Source organism: Streptomyces sp. BE20 (assembly GCF_036322525.1).
In the GTDB taxonomy this organism is placed as follows: domain Bacteria; phylum Actinomycetota; class Actinomycetes; order Streptomycetales; family Streptomycetaceae; genus Kitasatospora.
Genome location: NZ_JAQYWW010000542.1, coordinates 58,825 through 75,049, shown reverse-complemented (window position 1 = coordinate 75,049; position 16,225 = coordinate 58,825). Strand labels below are relative to the sequence as shown.

Annotated in this window: 10 protein-coding genes; 1 reads left to right on the top strand and 9 read right to left on the bottom strand. The window is 71.2% G+C overall.

Annotated elements, in window-relative coordinates; all coding sequences use genetic code 11:
* Positions 1–320 precede the first annotated feature (320 nt).
* The 9 genes from PUR61_RS09095 to eccD form a co-directional block, all read right to left on the bottom strand.
* On the bottom strand, positions 321–2,006 hold the full coding sequence (locus tag PUR61_RS09095) for a ribonuclease J (RefSeq protein WP_329877570.1): 1,686 nt from the start codon (positions 2,004–2,006) through the stop codon (positions 321–323).
* A 173-nt stretch (positions 2,007–2,179) separates the two neighbouring features.
* Complete coding sequence (gene dapA / locus PUR61_RS09090; RefSeq protein ID WP_329877568.1) at positions 2,180–3,079, bottom strand: 4-hydroxy-tetrahydrodipicolinate synthase; 900 nt, start codon at positions 3,077–3,079, stop codon at positions 2,180–2,182.
* Positions 3,080–3,318: 239 nt separating this feature from the next.
* Entirely contained in the window at positions 3,319–4,050 is a 732-nt protein-coding gene (thyX, locus tag PUR61_RS09085) for an FAD-dependent thymidylate synthase (protein ID WP_329877566.1), read from the bottom strand.
* Positions 4,047–4,562, bottom strand: coding sequence for a hypothetical protein (locus tag PUR61_RS09080; RefSeq protein WP_329877564.1), 516 nt, complete (start codon positions 4,560–4,562; stop codon positions 4,047–4,049). The genes thyX and PUR61_RS09080 overlap by 4 nt, the downstream gene beginning before the upstream one ends.
* A gap of 25 nt (positions 4,563–4,587) precedes the next feature.
* Positions 4,588–5,334: a 4-hydroxy-tetrahydrodipicolinate reductase gene (dapB, locus tag PUR61_RS09075; RefSeq protein WP_329877562.1), complete on the bottom strand. Its 747-nt coding sequence runs from the start codon at positions 5,332–5,334 to the stop codon at positions 4,588–4,590.
* A gap of 14 nt (positions 5,335–5,348) precedes the next feature.
* Positions 5,349–6,725 (bottom strand): M16 family metallopeptidase, encoded by a 1,377-nt coding sequence (locus tag PUR61_RS09070; protein ID WP_443035140.1) that lies wholly within the window; start codon positions 6,723–6,725, stop codon positions 5,349–5,351.
* Between the two features lie 86 nt (positions 6,726–6,811).
* Positions 6,812–9,019, bottom strand: coding sequence for a polyribonucleotide nucleotidyltransferase (locus tag PUR61_RS09065; protein WP_329877558.1), 2,208 nt, complete (start codon positions 9,017–9,019; stop codon positions 6,812–6,814).
* Between the two features lie 471 nt (positions 9,020–9,490).
* Positions 9,491–9,781: a 30S ribosomal protein S15 gene (gene rpsO, locus PUR61_RS09060; protein WP_329877556.1), complete on the bottom strand. Its 291-nt coding sequence runs from the start codon at positions 9,779–9,781 to the stop codon at positions 9,491–9,493.
* Between the two features lie 196 nt (positions 9,782–9,977).
* Positions 9,978–11,438, bottom strand: a complete 1,461-nt coding sequence (gene eccD, locus PUR61_RS09055; protein WP_329877554.1) for a type VII secretion integral membrane protein EccD — start codon at positions 11,436–11,438, stop codon at positions 9,978–9,980.
* Positions 11,439–11,904: 466 nt separating this feature from the next.
* Here eccD and eccCa point away from each other — a divergent pair, with 466 nt between their 5' ends.
* Positions 11,905–15,852, top strand: coding sequence for a type VII secretion protein EccCa (gene eccCa / locus PUR61_RS09050; protein WP_329877552.1), 3,948 nt, complete (start codon positions 11,905–11,907; stop codon positions 15,850–15,852).
* Positions 15,853–16,225: the final 373 nt, after the last annotated feature.

The following is a 16,225-nucleotide window of genomic DNA, read 5'->3' as shown; positions in this document are numbered from 1 at the left end:
TTGGCACGCTGTTGAGTTCTCAAGGAACGGACACTTCCTTCAGGCGGCTTTCACACCGGCCCTCCGGGCGCTTCGTTCTTTCGTGTTTCCAGCTTACCAGACGTTTTCCGCTCCGTTTTCCGGAGTTTCATTCATCCGATGTGCTTCGGCCTTTCGGCGCTCCCGAACTCTAGCAGAGTTTTTCGGGTCGTTTTCCGCGCTCCGTTCTCGAATTTCGTTCGAGAACTTCTGCCGGGGCCGTCCCGTGGGGCAACCCGGAGAACATTACGCACCGGGCTGCCCCACGTCAAACCGAGGTCAAGGGGTCGCGAGCCGAAGGCTCAGACCTCGACGACGACCGGCAGGATCATCGGTCGGCGGCGGTAGTTGTCCGCCACCCACTTGCCGAGAATCCGACGGACGAGCTGCTGGACCTGGCGGACCTCCAGGACACCGTCGCCGGCCGAACGGTCGAGCGCCTCCTGCAGCTTGGCCGTCACGGGGGCGAACGCGGCGTCGTCGATACCCGAGCCACGGGCCTGGATGCTCGGGCCGCCCACGATCTTCCCGTTGGTGGAGTCGACCACCACGAAGCAGGAGATGAAGCCCTCCTCGCCGAGAATCCTGCGGTCCTTGAGCGAGGCCTCGGTGATGTCACCGACCGAGGAGCCGTCCACGTAGACGTAGCCGGCCTGGACCTTGCCGACGATCCGGGCGACGCCGCCTTCCAGATCGACGCAGACGCCGTCCTCGGCGATGACCGTCCGGTTGCGCGGCACGCCGGTGGCGATACCGAGATCGGCGGCGGCACGCAGGTGACGCCATTCACCGTGGACCGGCATCAGGTTGCGCGGCTTGCAGATGTTGAAGAAGTACAGCAGCTCGCCGGCCGAGGCGTGGCCGGAGACGTGCACCTTGGCGTTGCCCTTGTGCACGACCTTGGCGCCCCAGCGGGTCAGGCCGTTGATGACCCGGTAGACGGCGTTCTCGTTGCCCGGGATCAGCGACGAGGCCAGGACGACGGTGTCGCCCTCGACGATGCGGATCTGGTGGTCGCGGTTGGCCATCCGGGACAGCGCGGCCATCGGCTCGCCCTGCGAACCGGTACAGATCAGCACGACGTCCTTGTCCGGCAGGTCGTCCAGCTGCTTGACGTCGACGACCATGTTGCCGGGGACCTTCAGGTACCCGAGGTCGCGGGCGATGCCCATGTTGCGGACCATCGAGCGGCCGACGAACGCGACCTTCCGCTTGTACTCGTGCGCGGCGTCCAGCACCTGCTGGATGCGGTGCACGTGGCTCGCGAACGAGGCCACGATGATGCGCTTGTCGGCGTTCGCGAAAACGTTTCGCAGCGCGACCGAGATGTCGCGCTCGCTCGGGATGAAACCGGGGACCTCGGCGTTGGTGGAGTCCACCAGCAACAGGTCCATGCCCTCCTCCGCCAGCTTGGCGAAGGCCGGCAGGTCGGTGAGGCGGCCGTCGAGCGGCAGCTGGTCCATCTTGAAGTCGCCGGTGGCGACGACCATGCCGGCGGGCGTGCGCACGGCGACGGCCAGCGCGTCCGGGATGGAGTGGTTGACCGCGATGAACTGGCAGTCGAAGGGACCGATCCGCTCGCGGTCGCCCTCCTTGACCTCCAGGACGTACGGCCGGATGCGGTGCTCGGCGAGCTTCGCCTCGATCAGCGCGAGCGTGAGCTTCGAGCCGATCAGCGGGATGTCCGGGTTCTCCCGGAGCAGGAACGGCACGGCGCCGATGTGGTCCTCGTGGCCGTGCGTGAGGACGATGCCGTCGATCTTGTCGAGGCGGTCCCGGATGTAGGTGAAGTCCGGGAGGATCAGGTCGACGCCGGGCTGCTCGTCCTCCGGGAAGAGGACGCCGCAGTCGACGATGAGAATGCGGTCCCCGTACTCGAAGACCGTCATGTTGCGGCCGATCTCGCCGAGACCGCCGAGCGGAGTGATACGCAGGGCGCCCTGCTTGAGAGCGGGGGGTGCGCCGAGTTCGGGATGCGGGTGGCTCAAAAGACTCTCCTCACGGCGCACGCCATATGCCCGGGGGTCCTCCCCCGCGAGACATATGGCGTGCGTACTCAGTGTCGGTTTTTCCTACTGGGTCTGTGCATTCGCGCCTTCGGTCCGGTCCAGCGGCGAACCCGTGAGGGTCCGGCGAGCCGGGGCGCGCACGTCTGTGTCTGTTACAGGTCTACCCCGCCGGCGGCGAGATCCTTCTTCAGTTGCGCGATCTCCTCGGGGGTCGCGCCGACGAGGGGCAGCCGCAGCGGCCCGGACGGGTGTCCCTGGAGCTCCAGTGCGGCCTTGGTGAGGATGACGCCCTGCGTGCGGAAGATACCGGTGAAGACCGGCAGCAGGCGCTGGTGGACGGCCGTGGCCTTGGCCACATCGCCGGACAGGAAGGCCTCGACCATGGCCCGCAGCTCGGCGGCGACCAGGTGTCCGACGACGCTCACCACACCCACGGCTCCGACCGACAGCAGCGGCAGGTTGAGGATGTCGTCGCCGGAGTACCAGGCCAGGTCCGAGCGGGCGATGGCCCAGGCGGCGGCGCCGAGGTCGCCCTTGGCGTCCTTGTTGGCGACGATCCGCGGGTGCTCGCCGAGCCGGACCAGGGTCTCGTGGCTCAGCGCGACACCGCTGCGGCCGGGGATGTCGTACAGCATGACCGGCAGGCCGGTGGCGTCGGCGATGTGCGTGGTGTGCCGGTACAGGCCCTCCTGCGGGGGCTTGCTGTAGTACGGCGTGACGACCAGCAGGCCGTGCGCCCCGGCGGCCTCGGCCTGGCGGGCCAGGTCGGCGCTGTGGTGCGTGTCGTTGGTGCCGACGCCGGCCACCACGTGTGCCCGGTCCCCCACCGCCTCCACCACCGCGCGGACGAGCCGGGCCTTCTCGGCGTCGCTGGTGGTCGGGGACTCGCCGGTGGTGCCGTTGACGACGAGGCCGTCGTTGCCCGAGTCGACGAGGTGCGCGGCGAGGCGCTGGGCGCCGTCGAGGTCGAGGCCGCCGTCGGCGGTGAACGGGGTCACCATCGCGGTCAGGACCCGGCCGAAGGGCGTCTGGGAGGTGGAGGTCGGAGCCATGCGTCCAAAGCTACTCGTAGGCGGTGGGGCGGTACCCAGGCCGGTCCAGGGTTCGGACAGGTGCGCCGCTCGGGCGGCCGCACCGGAGGCCGCGCCGACAGCGCGGACATGGGATTCCGGTGCTGCGTGCTCGGGGGTTCAAGCAGCACCGGAATCCGTGTTCACGAGCGTAGGGAGAGGTCAGAAATGCCGCAATCCAGACATGCCCGACACTCCGCCCATCTGCTCGTCGTCGCAGGTCAGGGGGCGACCCGGCCGTGCTTCTCGAAGGCCGCACGGGTGAGCGGCATGAGCTCGGCCCACCGCTCCTCCATCTGCTCGGCCACCATCTCGATCTCGCGCTGGGGGAACGACGGGACCGCCGAGTTCTCCCGCTTGGTGCGCAGCGACAGGAAGTGCATCAGCGAGCGCGCGTTGCAGGTCGCGTACATCGAGGAGAAGAGACCGACCGGCAGCACCGCACGGGCCACCTCGCGGGCCACGCCCGCGTCCAGCATCTCCTGGTACCGCTCGTACGCCTCGCCGTAGGCGGCCTCCATCGAGGCGGTGACGGTCCTGTGCTGCTCCGCCGTGCCCTCGACGAACTCGTACCGGCCCGGGCGGCCCTGCTGGACCAGCTTGCGCTCCTCGGCGGGCACGTAGAAGACCGGCTCCAGCTCGCGGTAGCGCCCGGACTCCTCGTTGTAGGACCAGCCGCTGCGGTGGCGGTGGAACTCGCGGAAGACGAAGATCGGCGCGCTGATGAAGAAGGTCATCGAGTTGTGCTCGAACGGCGTGCCGTGCCGGTCCCGCATCAGGTAGTTGATCAGGCCCTTGGACTTCTCCGGGTCCTCCTGGAGCGCCTCCAGGGACTGCTCCCCCGCCGTCGAGACCCGGGCCGCCCAGATGACGTCCGAGTCGGCGGCGGCGCTGCGGACCAGGTCCACGGTCACGTCGCTGCGGAACTGGGGGGCCGTCGTGCGGTCGCTCACGCGTTACTCCTCGCGGATTCGGTGGTGCCGGTGGTGCCAGTGGTGCCGGTGGTGCCAGTGGTACTGGTCGCGCCCGCGGTGCGGTGCAGCCGGATCGCGTGCTGCATGGTCTTGCGGGCGCGCGGCACGTCGCCCGCGTCGGCGTACGCGACCGCCAGGCGGAAGAACACCCGCCAGTCCCCCGGGGCCGCCTCGGCCTCGGCCCGGCGACGGGCGAACACCGCATCGGCCGAGGCGCGGTCGATCCGCCCGCCGGTGGTGCGCTTCAGCTCGTCGACCGGCAGGCCGCCCTCGGCCTCCAGCTCCTTGGCGAGCCGCTCGCTGTACCGGCCGAAGCGGACCGTCTGGCGCAGGAACCAGACGCCGATCACCGGGACGACGAAGGCGCAGAGGCCCAGGCCGATGCCCAGCGGTTTGCCGGTGGCGAGCAGTTGGACACCCTCGCCCACGCAGACCAGGGCGACCAGCAGCAGGACGCCGGAGAGGACGAAGAAGCCGGTACGGGAGGTCACGACGCGCTCCGGGGGGCGGACACGGTCACAGGTCCAGGAAGTGTTCGAGGCCGAGGGTCAGCCCGGGAGTCTCCACGACCTTGCGCACGCCGAGCAGGATGCCCGGCATGAAGCTGCTGTGGTGCAGCGAGTCGTGGCGGATGGTGAGGGTCTCACCGGTGTCCCCGAACATCACCTGCTGGTGGGCGAGCAGACCGCGCAGCCGGACGGCGTGCACGGGCACGCCGTCCACGTCGGCGCCGCGGGCGCCGGGCAGGCCGTGCGTGGTCGGGTCCTGCTGCGGCGGCCGGCCGGCCTCGGCGCGGGCGGCGGCGATCAGCTGGGCGGTGCGGGTGGCGGTGCCACTGGGCGCGTCGGCCTTGTGGTCGTGGTGCAGCTCGACCACCTCGACCGACTCGAAGTACCGGGCCGCGGTCTGGGCGAACTTCATGCCGAGCACGGCGCCGATGGAGAAGTTCGGCGCGATCAGCAGGCCGAGCTCCGGTGCCCCGTCGAGCCGGCCGCGGACGGTGGCCAGCCGCTCGTCGGTCCAGCCGGTGGTGCCGGTGACCACGTGGATGCCGTGCTGCAGGCAGTAGTCGAGGTTGTCCATCACCGAGTCGGGATGGGTCAGCTCGACGGCGACCTGCACGCCGGCGTCGGTGAGCTCGGAGAGCTCCGACCCCCGCCCGAGGGTGGCGACCAGCTCCAGGTCCGGGGCGGCCTCGACGGCCTTGACGGCCTCCGAGCCGATCCGCCCCTTGGCGCCGATCACGGCGACACGCAGCGTCATGGTGAGAAGTCCCTTCAGACCAGCAGGTCGGCGAGCCGGGCGGCCCGCTTGTCGTTGATCGGACCGATCAGCGCGAGCGACGGCCGGTGGGCACCCAGCACATCACGGGCCACGGCGTGCACGTCGTCCAGGGTCACGGCCGCAATCTTCGCCAGCATCTCGTCCACCGACAGGTGGTGGCCGTAGCTGAGCTCCGCCTTGCCGATCCGGTTCATCAGCGAGCCGGTGTCCTCCATGCCGAGCACGGTGGAACCGGAGATCTGGCCGACGGCGCGGTGCAGCTCCTCCTCGGTGATGCCCTCGGCGACCACCTTGGCGAGCTCCTCGCGGCAGATCCGCAGCACCTCCTCGACCCGCTTGGGCTGGCAGCCGGCGTAGATGCCGAACAGGCCGCTGTCCGCGTACGAGGAGGAGTAGGAGTAGACCGAGTACGCCAGGCCGCGCTTCTCGCGGACCTCCTGGAAGAGCCGCGAGCTCATGCCGCCGCCGAGGGCCGCGTTGAGCACGCCCATCGCCCAGCGGCGCTCGTCGTGCCGGGGCACACCGGGCACGCCCAGCACCAGGTGGGCCTGCTCGGTGGTGCGCTGGAGCACCTCCACCCGGCCGGCGGTGCGCAGCGTCTTGACGCCGCGCCGCGCCTCGGCGGGGGCGGCCTCGGAGCGGGCCAGCAGCGGGGCGAAGGCCTGCTCGACCTGCTTGACGACCTTGCGGTGGTCGAGGTTGCCGGCCGCGGCGACGACCAGGTGCTCGGGCTTGTAGCGGCGGTGGAAGAAGCCGGCGATCTGGTCGCGGGTGAGCGACCGGACGGTCTCCTGGGTGCCGAGGATCGGGCGGCCGAGCGGGCCGGTGCCGAAGATCACCTTGGCGAAGAGGTCGTGGACGACGTCACCGGGATCGTCCTCGGCCATCGCCATCTCCTCCAGGATGACGCCGCGTTCGGCCTCGACGTCCTCCGGGCGGATCAGGGAGCCGGTGAGCATGTCGCAGACCACGTCGATGGCCAGCGGGAGGTCGGTGTCGAGCACCCGCGCGTAGTAGCAGGTGTTCTCCTTGGCGGTGAAGGCGTTCATCTCGCCGCCGACCGCGTCCAGGGCGGCCGAGATGTCCAGCGCGCTGCGCCGCTCGGTGCCCTTGAAGAGCAGGTGCTCCAGGTAGTGGGTGGCGCCGTTGAGCTGCGGGGTCTCGTCACGCGAGCCGACGCCGACCCAGATGCCGAAGGTCGCGGAGCGCACCGTCGGCAGGGTCTCGGTGACGACGCGCAGGCCGCCGGGGAGGACGGTGCGGCGCACCGTGCCGGCGCCGTCCGCGCCCTTGAGCAGGGTCCGGGTCGTGCCGGGGCGCTGCTTCGCCGCCGAGGCCTGGGCCACGGTGGTACCTCCGTAGAAAGCAATCCGTAGAGAGCATGGGGAGCGGGACAACAGGGTGCGGCCCGCACGCCGACGGGGGCGTGCGGGCCGCTGGGTCAGCTAGCGGCGCTTCACTCGGAAGCGGCCTCGCCGGCCTCTTCGCCCTCGACGACCGGGATCAGGGAGAGCTTGCCGCGCGGGTCGATCTCGGCGATCTCGACCTGCACCTTGGCGCCGACGCCGAGGACGTCCTCGACGTTCTCGACGCGCTTGCCGCCGGCCAGCTTGCGGATCTGCGAGATGTGCAGCAGACCGTCCTTGCCCGGCATGAGCGACACGAAGGCACCGAAGGTCGTGGTCTTGACCACGGTGCCCAGGTAACGCTCTCCGACCTCCGGCATGGTCGGGTTCGCGATCTGGTTGATCGTGGTGCGGGCGGCCTCGGCGGCCGGGCCGTCGGCGGCACCGATGTAGATGGTGCCGTCGTCCTCGATCGTGATCTCGGCGCCGGTGTCCTCCTGGATCTGGTTGATCATCTTGCCCTTGGGGCCGATGACCTCACCGATCTTGTCCACCGGGATCTTGATGGTGATGATGCGCGGCGCGTTCGGGGACATCTCGTCCGGGGAGTCGATGGCCTCGTTCATCACGTCGAGGATGTGCAGGCGGGCGTCGCGGGCCTGCTTCAGCGCGGCGGCCAGCACCGACGCCGGGATGCCGTTGAGCTTGGTGTCCAGCTGCAGGGCGGTGATGAAGTTGCGGGTACCGGCGACCTTGAAGTCCATGTCGCCGTACGCGTCCTCGGCACCGAGGATGTCGGTGAGGGTCACGTAGTGGGTCTCACCGTCGATCTCCTGCGAGATCAGGCCCATGGCGATACCGGCGACGGCGGCCTTCAGCGGCACACCGGCGTTCAGCAGCGACATGGTCGAGGCGCAGACCGAGCCCATCGAGGTGGAGCCGTTGGAGCTCAGCGCCTCGGAGACCTGGCGGATGGCGTACGGGAACTCCTCGCGGGTCGGCAGGACCGGCAGGATCGCCCGCTCGGCGAGCGCGCCGTGGCCGATCTCGCGGCGCTTCGGCGAACCGACGCGGCCGGTCTCGCCGACCGAGTACGGCGGGAAGTTGTAGTTGTGCATGTAGCGGCGACGCGTCTCCGGGGAGAGCGTGTCCAGCTGCTGCTCCATGCGGAGCATGTTCAGCGTAGTGACGCCCAGGATCTGGGTCTCGCCGCGCTCGAACAGGGCCGAGCCGTGCACCCGCGGGATGGCCTCGACCTCGGCGGCCAGGGTGCGGATGTCGGTGACACCGCGGCCGTCGATGCGGACCTTGTCCTTGATGACGCGCTCGCGGACGGTCTTCTTGGTCAGCGCGTTGTAGGCGGCGCTGATCTCCTTCTCGCGACCCTCGAACTCGGGCAGCAGCTTCTCGGCGGCCAGCGCCTTGACGCGGTCCAGCTCGTTGTTGCGCTCCTGCTTGCCCGCGATGGTGAGGGCCTGCGCCAGCTCGTCCTTGACGGCGGCGGACAGCGCGGCGAGCACGTCGTCCTGGTAGTCCAGGAAGACCGGGAACTCGCCGGTCGGCTTGGCGGCCTGGGCGGCCAGCTGGGCCTGGGCGGCGCAGAGCACCTTGATGAACGGCTTGGCGGCGTCCAGACCGGCGGCGACGATCTCCTCGGTCGGCGCCTCGGCGCCGCCCTCGACGAGCTTGATGGTCTTGTTCGTGGCCTCGGCCTCGACCATCATGATCGCGACGTCGCCGTCCGGCAGGGTGCGGCCGGCCACGACCATGTCGAAGACGGCCGACTCCAGCTCGCTGTGGGTCGGGAAGGCCACCCACTGGCCGTTGATCAGGGCGACGCGCACGCCACCGATCGGGCCGGAGAACGGCAGGCCCGCCAGCTGGGTGGAGGCGGAGGCGGCGTTGATGGCCACCACGTCGTACAGGTGGTCCGGGTTGAGCGCCATCACGGTGACGACGACCTGGATCTCGTTGCGCAGGCCCTTGACGAAGGACGGGCGCAGCGGGCGGTCGATCAGGCGGCAGGTGAGGATCGCGTCCTCGGAGGGCCGGCCCTCACGACGGAAGAAGGAGCCGGGGATGCGGCCGGCGGCGTACATCCGCTCCTCGACGTCCACCGTCAGCGGGAAGAAGTCGAAGTGCTCCTTCGGCTGCTTGGACGCGCTGGTCGCCGACAGCACCATGGTGTCGTCGTCCAGGTAGGCCACGGCGGAGCCGGCGGCCTGACGGGCCAGACGGCCGGTCTCGAAGCGGATGGTACGGGTACCGAAGGAACCGTTGTCGATCACGGCCTCGGCATAGAACACGTTCTCTTCCACCTGGAAGATCTCCTCTTTCGTACGTTCTCCGGGAGAGCGTCCCCGCGCATCGTCTGCCGGGGGCCCCTGGCCCTCTTTCGCAGAGGGGGGCAGTCGGGCCGGTCTTCGATCGAAGCCTCCGGTGCGCCCCGCTTCGGTCTGCGGGGCTTCCGGCGGCCACTACCGAGGACCGGCGCCTCTCGACTGGCCGGGTCCGGGTTGGCGGTCCGCGTCTGGACGCTCTCTCGGATGCGGGCGGCTTCCGTTTGAAGCCTTCGTCCCGCGGGGGGTCTGGGGTCTTTCTGCCTGGGTGGCGCTCGACAGCGCCATCACCGGCATTTCCCACAACCCTACGGTGCAATCCTCGGGCACCTGGGGAGGTGCGCGCGAGTTGTTATGTTCGGGCGCCGCCAGGGGCGCCCCGGGCCATCGGCCGCAGCATACGCGCGAGGGGCGGCCCCCCGGTGTGGGGAGCCGCCCCGAGCGGCGGTCTTAGCGGGCGCCACCGGCGGCACCGCGGCGGATGCCCAGGCGGTCGACGAGCGTACGGAAGCGCTCGATGTCCTTCTTGGCCAGGTACTGCAGCAGACGGCGACGCTGGCCGACCAGGATGAGCAGGCCACGGCGCGAGTGGTGGTCGTGCTTGTGGACCTTGAGGTGCTCGGTCAGGTCCGCGATGCGGCGGGAGAGCATGGCGACCTGGACCTCGGGGGAGCCGGTGTCGCCCTCCTTCTGGCCGAACTCGGCGAAGATCTGCTTCTTGACGTCAGAGGCGAGAGCCACGTGCAACTCCTTCGAAGTGATACCAAGCGGTCCTGGTCTACGGCACAGGACTCTGTGAGAACTCGGTGTCGTGACGGGCGCGGCCGGCGGTCGGCGCCCCCGACGGGGGCGGACACACGGCTGCGCTCGAAGGCCAAGCGTACCAGTGCCGGTGATCCCGCCCGACGGCGGCCGGTGCCCGGCAGGACGGGGCGGGTCAGCCGGTGGCTCCGCGCACCAGCCGGTAGACGTCGAGGACCGCCAGCACCAGCGGGACCAGCGCCATCAGGGTCAGACTGTCGACCAGGTCCAGGATCCGCCCCCAGAACGGGGAGACGCCGAGTCGGGGCACTACCAGGGCGATCGCGACGAGGACCGCGGCGCCGAAGGCGATCGAGGCGGTCAGCCAGACGGTGCGCAGGTCCGCACCGGTGGAGCCGGCACCCGCGCGGAGGACGAACTGCGGGGTGTGCAGGGCGAGTCCGACGACCAGCAGGGCGAGTCCGGACAGGCCGGCCACGGTCAGGGCGAGGACCTGCGCGCTGTAGCGGAAGAGCCGGGCCCGGAGCACGGTGGCGAGCCCGAGGGCGAGGGCGAGCAGTTCGGGGAAGGTCCCGTCGGTGAAGCCCAGCACCGCGCAGGCGCCGACGATGACCGCGGCGCAGCCGCCGACCAGGCCCACCAGCACCTCGTGGCCGCGGCGGGCCTGGTGGGCGATCCGCTCGTACTGCACCAGTTCGGCGCGGTCGGCCTCCTCGTCGTGGTCGCGGCTGCGCGTGCGGGCCTGGCCGGGGGCGCTGAATCCGACGGGCAGCCGGGCGAAGCGGGCGGAGAGGCCGGGCAGGAAGCCGATCACGGCGACGGCGGTGACACCGGTGACGGCGGCGATGTGGTCGGCCGGGGTGTCGGGCAGCAGGACGGCCGCGAAGGTGGCAAGCGCACCGGCGGCGGACAGGAAGGCGGCCGCGACGAACGGCGCGTCCTTCTCGGGCAGCAAACCGACCAGCAGGACGGCGACGACCAGGACGGTCACGCAGCCGGTGAGGAAGTGGAGCCGGCCGGGGCCCTCCAGGGCCGTGGCCGGGGAGAGGATCCCGCTGCCGGCGATCACGGCGTGCGGAAGGGCGCCGAGGCCGAGCGCGAGACCGGCCCAGGCGTCCCGGTAGACCCGGGCCCGCACACCGGCGAAGGCGGTGAGCACGACGGCGACGACGCCGGAGAGCACGCCGGGCAGGCCGTGCATGTCGTGACGCAGGTCGGCGAACCAGAGCACGAAGCCGAGCAGGGCGAGCAGCACGCCCGCGCCGGTCAGGCCGAAGGCCCGCATCAGTTCGGGGCTCCAGAACCGGCGGTCGGTCTCACCGGCGGTGGCGATGGCGTCGGCGACGTCGTCGTAGACGGCGGGGGGCAGCGACTCCGCGAACGGGCGGAGGCTGAGCAGGTCGCCGTCGCGCACCTGCTGGGCGGCGAGCGACAGGCTGCCGTCGAGGACGGTGCCGTCGCGGCGGACGAGGTGGAATCCGGTGGGGGCGCCGTCCGGCCGGGTCTGGTGGGAGAGCCGCAGCACCTCGGGATACACGTCCGCGAGCGGGATGTCCTCGGGCAGGGCGACGTCGATCCGGCTGTCCGGGGCGACGACGGTGACCCGGCAGAAGCCGGTGGTGGCAGAGGTGTTCATGACCGGGACCTCGCGTTCGCTCGACGCACTGGGCGCTCCCCCTCGTCGGCCCTGCCGACCTGCTGACCTTGCCGGTTCCGCTGATGGTTCTGCCGGTGGTTCCGTTGACGGCGCGCCGTGCGCCGGCGGCCGGTTCGACCCGGTCCCGATCGCGGCCTTCGATCGGAACCGGTCTACCCGGGACGCACGTTGACGCAGCGTCACTTTACCGTCCGGCTCGCGCCCGTCCTCGACGCAGGGCGGCGGACGGGCGGACGGACGGCGGTGTGGCGAGGCGGGGCGCCCAGTAGGATCGGCCCCTGCGCGAGGCGACGGGGGCGGGGCCACGCTCCCCTCCCGGGTGCCTGCGGTCGGCGGAGCGGGGGCGGCGCCACACGGGGCGCCCTCACCCGTACGGATCCAGTGGCGTGAGGGCTGATGCCGTAGTGATCGAGCGAAGCGTTCGTGGTCGTGGGGTGGGGCGCGCATGGGCGTGATCACGGTGAAGCGGCCGCCCCGGGCCTATCCGCCGGCGGTGCCGGACGAGCCGGTGGAGCTGGTCGGCCCGCCCGAGCTGCCCCGTTCGGGCGGCGAGGACTGGGTGATGGGCATCCTGCCGATGGTCGGGATGGGCGGGTCGGCGGTCTTCTTCTTCTCTCCGGGCGCCCCGGCCCCGATGAAGATCATGGGCGGTCTGATGATCGTCTCGACGGTCGGCATGGTGCTCGCCCAGATCGTCCGCGTCCGCCGGGGCGGCTCCACCGCCACCGCGGACGAGCGCCGCGACTACCTCAAGTACCTGCAGCAGATGCGCCGCCAGGTGCGCCGGACCGCCGAGCGCCAGCGCGGCGCGCAGCTGTTCCTCAATCCCGAGCCCGACCAGCTCTGGTCGATCGTGGCGGACGGCCGGCGGATCTGGGAACGCCGCACCGGCGACGCCGACTTCGCACAGATCCGGGTCGGCCGGGGGCCGGTGCAGCTGTCCACCCCGCTGGTCGCACCGCAGACGGCGCCGATGGACGAGCTGGAGCCGCTCTCGGCGGCCGCGATGCAGACCTTCCTGAAGGCCCACGGCACCCTGCAGGACCTGCCGTTGGCGGTCTCGCTGCGGGCGTTCTACCACGTCACGGTGTGCGGGGACCCGGACACCGTGTACGGCAACGTACGGGCGATGATCGCCCAGTTGACGACACTGCACTCGCCGGACGACCTGCTGGTGGCGGTGGCCGCGGCACCGGGCGCGGCGGAGGAGTGGGAGTGGACCAAGTGGCTCCCGCACAACCAGCACCGCAAGGAGTACGACGGCGCGGGCTCGCGCCGGCTGACCGCCACCGGCCTCGGCGAGCTGGAGTTCCTGCTGCAGGACGAACTGGCGGGCCGCCAGCGGTTCGTCCGGGACGCCGCGCCGTCCCCGGACCAGCCGCACGTCGTCGTCGTGACGGACGGCGCCGCGGTGCCGCACGACTCCTTGCTGGCCGGTGCCGACGGCGTGCACGGGGTGACCGTCATCGAGGTGGTTCCCGGTGACCTGGACGAGCCGACCGGGCATCTGATCATGACGGTCTCGCCGGACACGCTGGTGCTCCGCTCGGCGTCGGGCGCGACGTACTCCGGCAAGCCGGACGTCCTGTCGGCCTGGCAGTCGGAGGCGCTCGCCCGCCAGCTGGCCCCGTACCGGGCGTCGGCCGGCGGCGACGACGAACCGCTGCTCTCCAACCTCGACTTCACCGACCTGATGAACTCGGGCGACCCGGGCTCCTTCGACGTGACCCGCAGCTGGCGCCGGCGGGCGCAGCACGAGCGGCTGCGGGTGCCGATCGGGGTCGGGGCCGGCGGCGAGCACATCCACCTGGACATCAAGGAGGCCGCGCTGGAGGGCATGGGTCCGCACGGCCTGTGCGTCGGCGCGACCGGCTCCGGCAAGTCCGAGCTGCTGCGCACCCTGGTGCTGGCGCTGGCGATGACGCACACCTCGGAGACCCTGAACTTCGTTCTCGCCGACTTCAAGGGCGGGGCCACCTTCGCGGGGATGGCGGACATGCCGCACACCTCGGCGGTGATCACCAACCTGGAGGGTCAGCTCACCCTGGTCGACCGCATGCGGGACGCGATCGAGGGCGAACTCAACCGCCGCCAGGAGCTGCTGCACCGGGCGGGCAACTACGCCAACGTCCACGAGTACGAGCGGGCCCGGGCGGCCGGCGCGGCGCTGGACCCGCTGCCCTCGCTGGTGCTGATCATCGACGAGTTCTCCGAACTCCTCACCGCCAAGCCCGACTTCATCGACATGTTCATCCAGATCGGCCGGATCGGCCGGTCGCTGGGGGTGCACCTGCTGCTGGCCTCGCAGCGCCTGGAGGAGGGCAAGCTGCGCGGCCTGGACACCTACCTCTCGTACCGGATCGGCCTGCGCACCTTCTCCGCGGCCGAGTCGCGGGCGGCGATCGGCGTGCCGGACGCCTACCACCTGCCGCCGGTGCCGGGCGTCGGCTACCTCAAGTTCGGCACCGACGTGATGGAGCGGTTCAAGGCCGCGTACGTGTCCGGGCCGTACCGGGCGCCGGGGCAGCAGCGGTCGACCGGCGGCCGGCTGGTGACCGCGCGGCCGGTGGTGTTCACGGCGGCCGAGGTGGCGGTGTCGGAACCGCCGGTGCAGGAGGTCGAGCCGCTCGCCGAGGAGCAGGACGACGCCCTGGTGGACACCGTGCTGGACGTGTTCGTGCAGCGGATGGCGGGCCAGGGCCCGGCCGCGCACCAGGTGTGGCTGCCGCCGCTGGACGCGCCGCCGAGCGTGGACCAGCTGCTGCCGCCGCTCCGGACGACCCCGGAACGCGGGCTGACCGCACCCGGGTACGGGGTGCTGGGCCGGCTGCGGGTGCCGGTCGGCACCGTGGACCGCCCGCGCGACCAGAAGCGCGACATCCTCGACCAGGACTACGCGGGCGCGGCCGGCCACGGACTGGTCGTCGGCGGCCCCCGGTCCGGCAAGTCGACGGTGGTGCGCACCGCGGTGGCCGCGTTCGCGCTCACCCACACCCCGCTGGAGGTGCAGTTCTACCTGCTGGACTTCGGCGGCGGCGGCTTCCAGTCGCTCCAGGACCTGCCGCACGTCGGCGGGGTGGCCGGGCGGCTGGACGTCGAGAAGGTCCGCCGGACCGTCTCCGAGGTGCACGGCGTGCTGAACCGGCGCGAGGAGCTGTTCCGGGCGACCGGACTCGACTCCATCGCGACCTACCGCTCCCGCCGGGCGGCCGGACAGCTGCCGGACGAGCGGTTCGGCGACGTCTTCCTGGTGATCGACGGCTGGAACACCTTCAAGCAGGAGTTCGAGATGCTGGAGGGCGTGATCGGGGACATCGCCCAGCGCGGCCTCGGCTACGGCGTCCACCTGATCGTCACCGCCGCCCGGTACGCGGAGGTGCGGCCGGCGCTCAAGGACCTGCTGCAGAACCGGACCGAACTGAAGCTCGGCGACGCGATGGAGTCCGAGGTGGACCGCCGGGTGGCGCAGAACGTGCCGGCCGTCCCGGGGCGCGGGGTCACCGCGGACCGGCTGCACTTCCTCACCGGCCTGCCGCGGCTCGACGGGTCGAGCGCGGTGGACGACCTCCGGGACGGCGTGGCCGGACTGGTCGCGGCCGTCGACGCCGCCTGGACGGGCCCGCGCGCGCCGCAGGTGCGGATGCTGCCGACGGTGCTGGACGGCCGCGCGCTGCCGAAGGGCTTCGAGCACCCGGAGCGGGGCGTCGCGTTCGGCGTCGACGAGGCGGAGCTGGCACCGACCTTCGTCAACTTCGAGACCGATCCGCTGTTCATCGTCTTCGGCGACACCGAGTCCGGGAAGTCGGCGCTGCTGCGGATGCTGGTCAAGCAGATCACCGACCGGTACACCCCGGACCAGGCGGGCATCGTGGTGGGCGACTACCGGCGGGCGCTGCTCGGCACCGTGCCGCCGGACCACCTGGTGGAGTACGCGGCCGCGCAGCCGGCCATGACCCGGGTGGTCGAGATGCTGCGCGGGGCGTGCGCCCGCCGTCTGCCCGGACCGGACGTGACCCCCGAGCAGCTGCGCAACCGCAGCTGGTACAGCGGCAAGGACATGTTCGTCGTCGTGGACGACTACGAGCTGGTGGCCACCGCCTCCGGCAACCCGCTGGCCGCGCTGACGGAGTTCCTGCCGTTCGCCCGCGACATCGGTCTGCGGGTGATCGTGGCGCGGAGCGCGGGCGGGGCCGGCCGGTCGCTGTACGAGCCGTTCATGCAGCGGATGCGCGAGCTGGGCGGCCAGGGCGTGCTGCTGTCCGGCAACCGGGACGAGGGGGCGCTGCTGGGCACGGTCAAGCCGCAGGCGCTGCCGCCGGGCCGCGGGGTGTTCGTCTCGCGCCGGGTGACCGGCGGGCAGATGGTCCAGACCGGCTGGCTGCCGGCGTCGTGACGCGCCGGCGCGGCTATGCACGACGGACCCGACACAGGTGACGGAGGGTGATCGACGGGCCGGATCCGTGGGGGTCCGGCCCCGCCCCACGTCCCATCTGCTGAAACGTTACCTAGATCTTTACGCCGGAGGGCTGCGGTTCCCGCACCTCCCGGAACGGCGGGCGGGCCACCCGGGGGCGGCCGATCGACCTGTCCTGACGTCGAGACGCCGCCTTTGAATGGGCGCTCGCAATCCCGCGTTCACCTTGGATTCAGACCCAGGGTGGCGAAGGTAACAAGTCGGACATGCATAGTGATGACGATCTGTGATCATGAGATCGCATGCTTATGCCGTCGACCGCAACGGATTCCGAAGCAATTCGACGATTGAC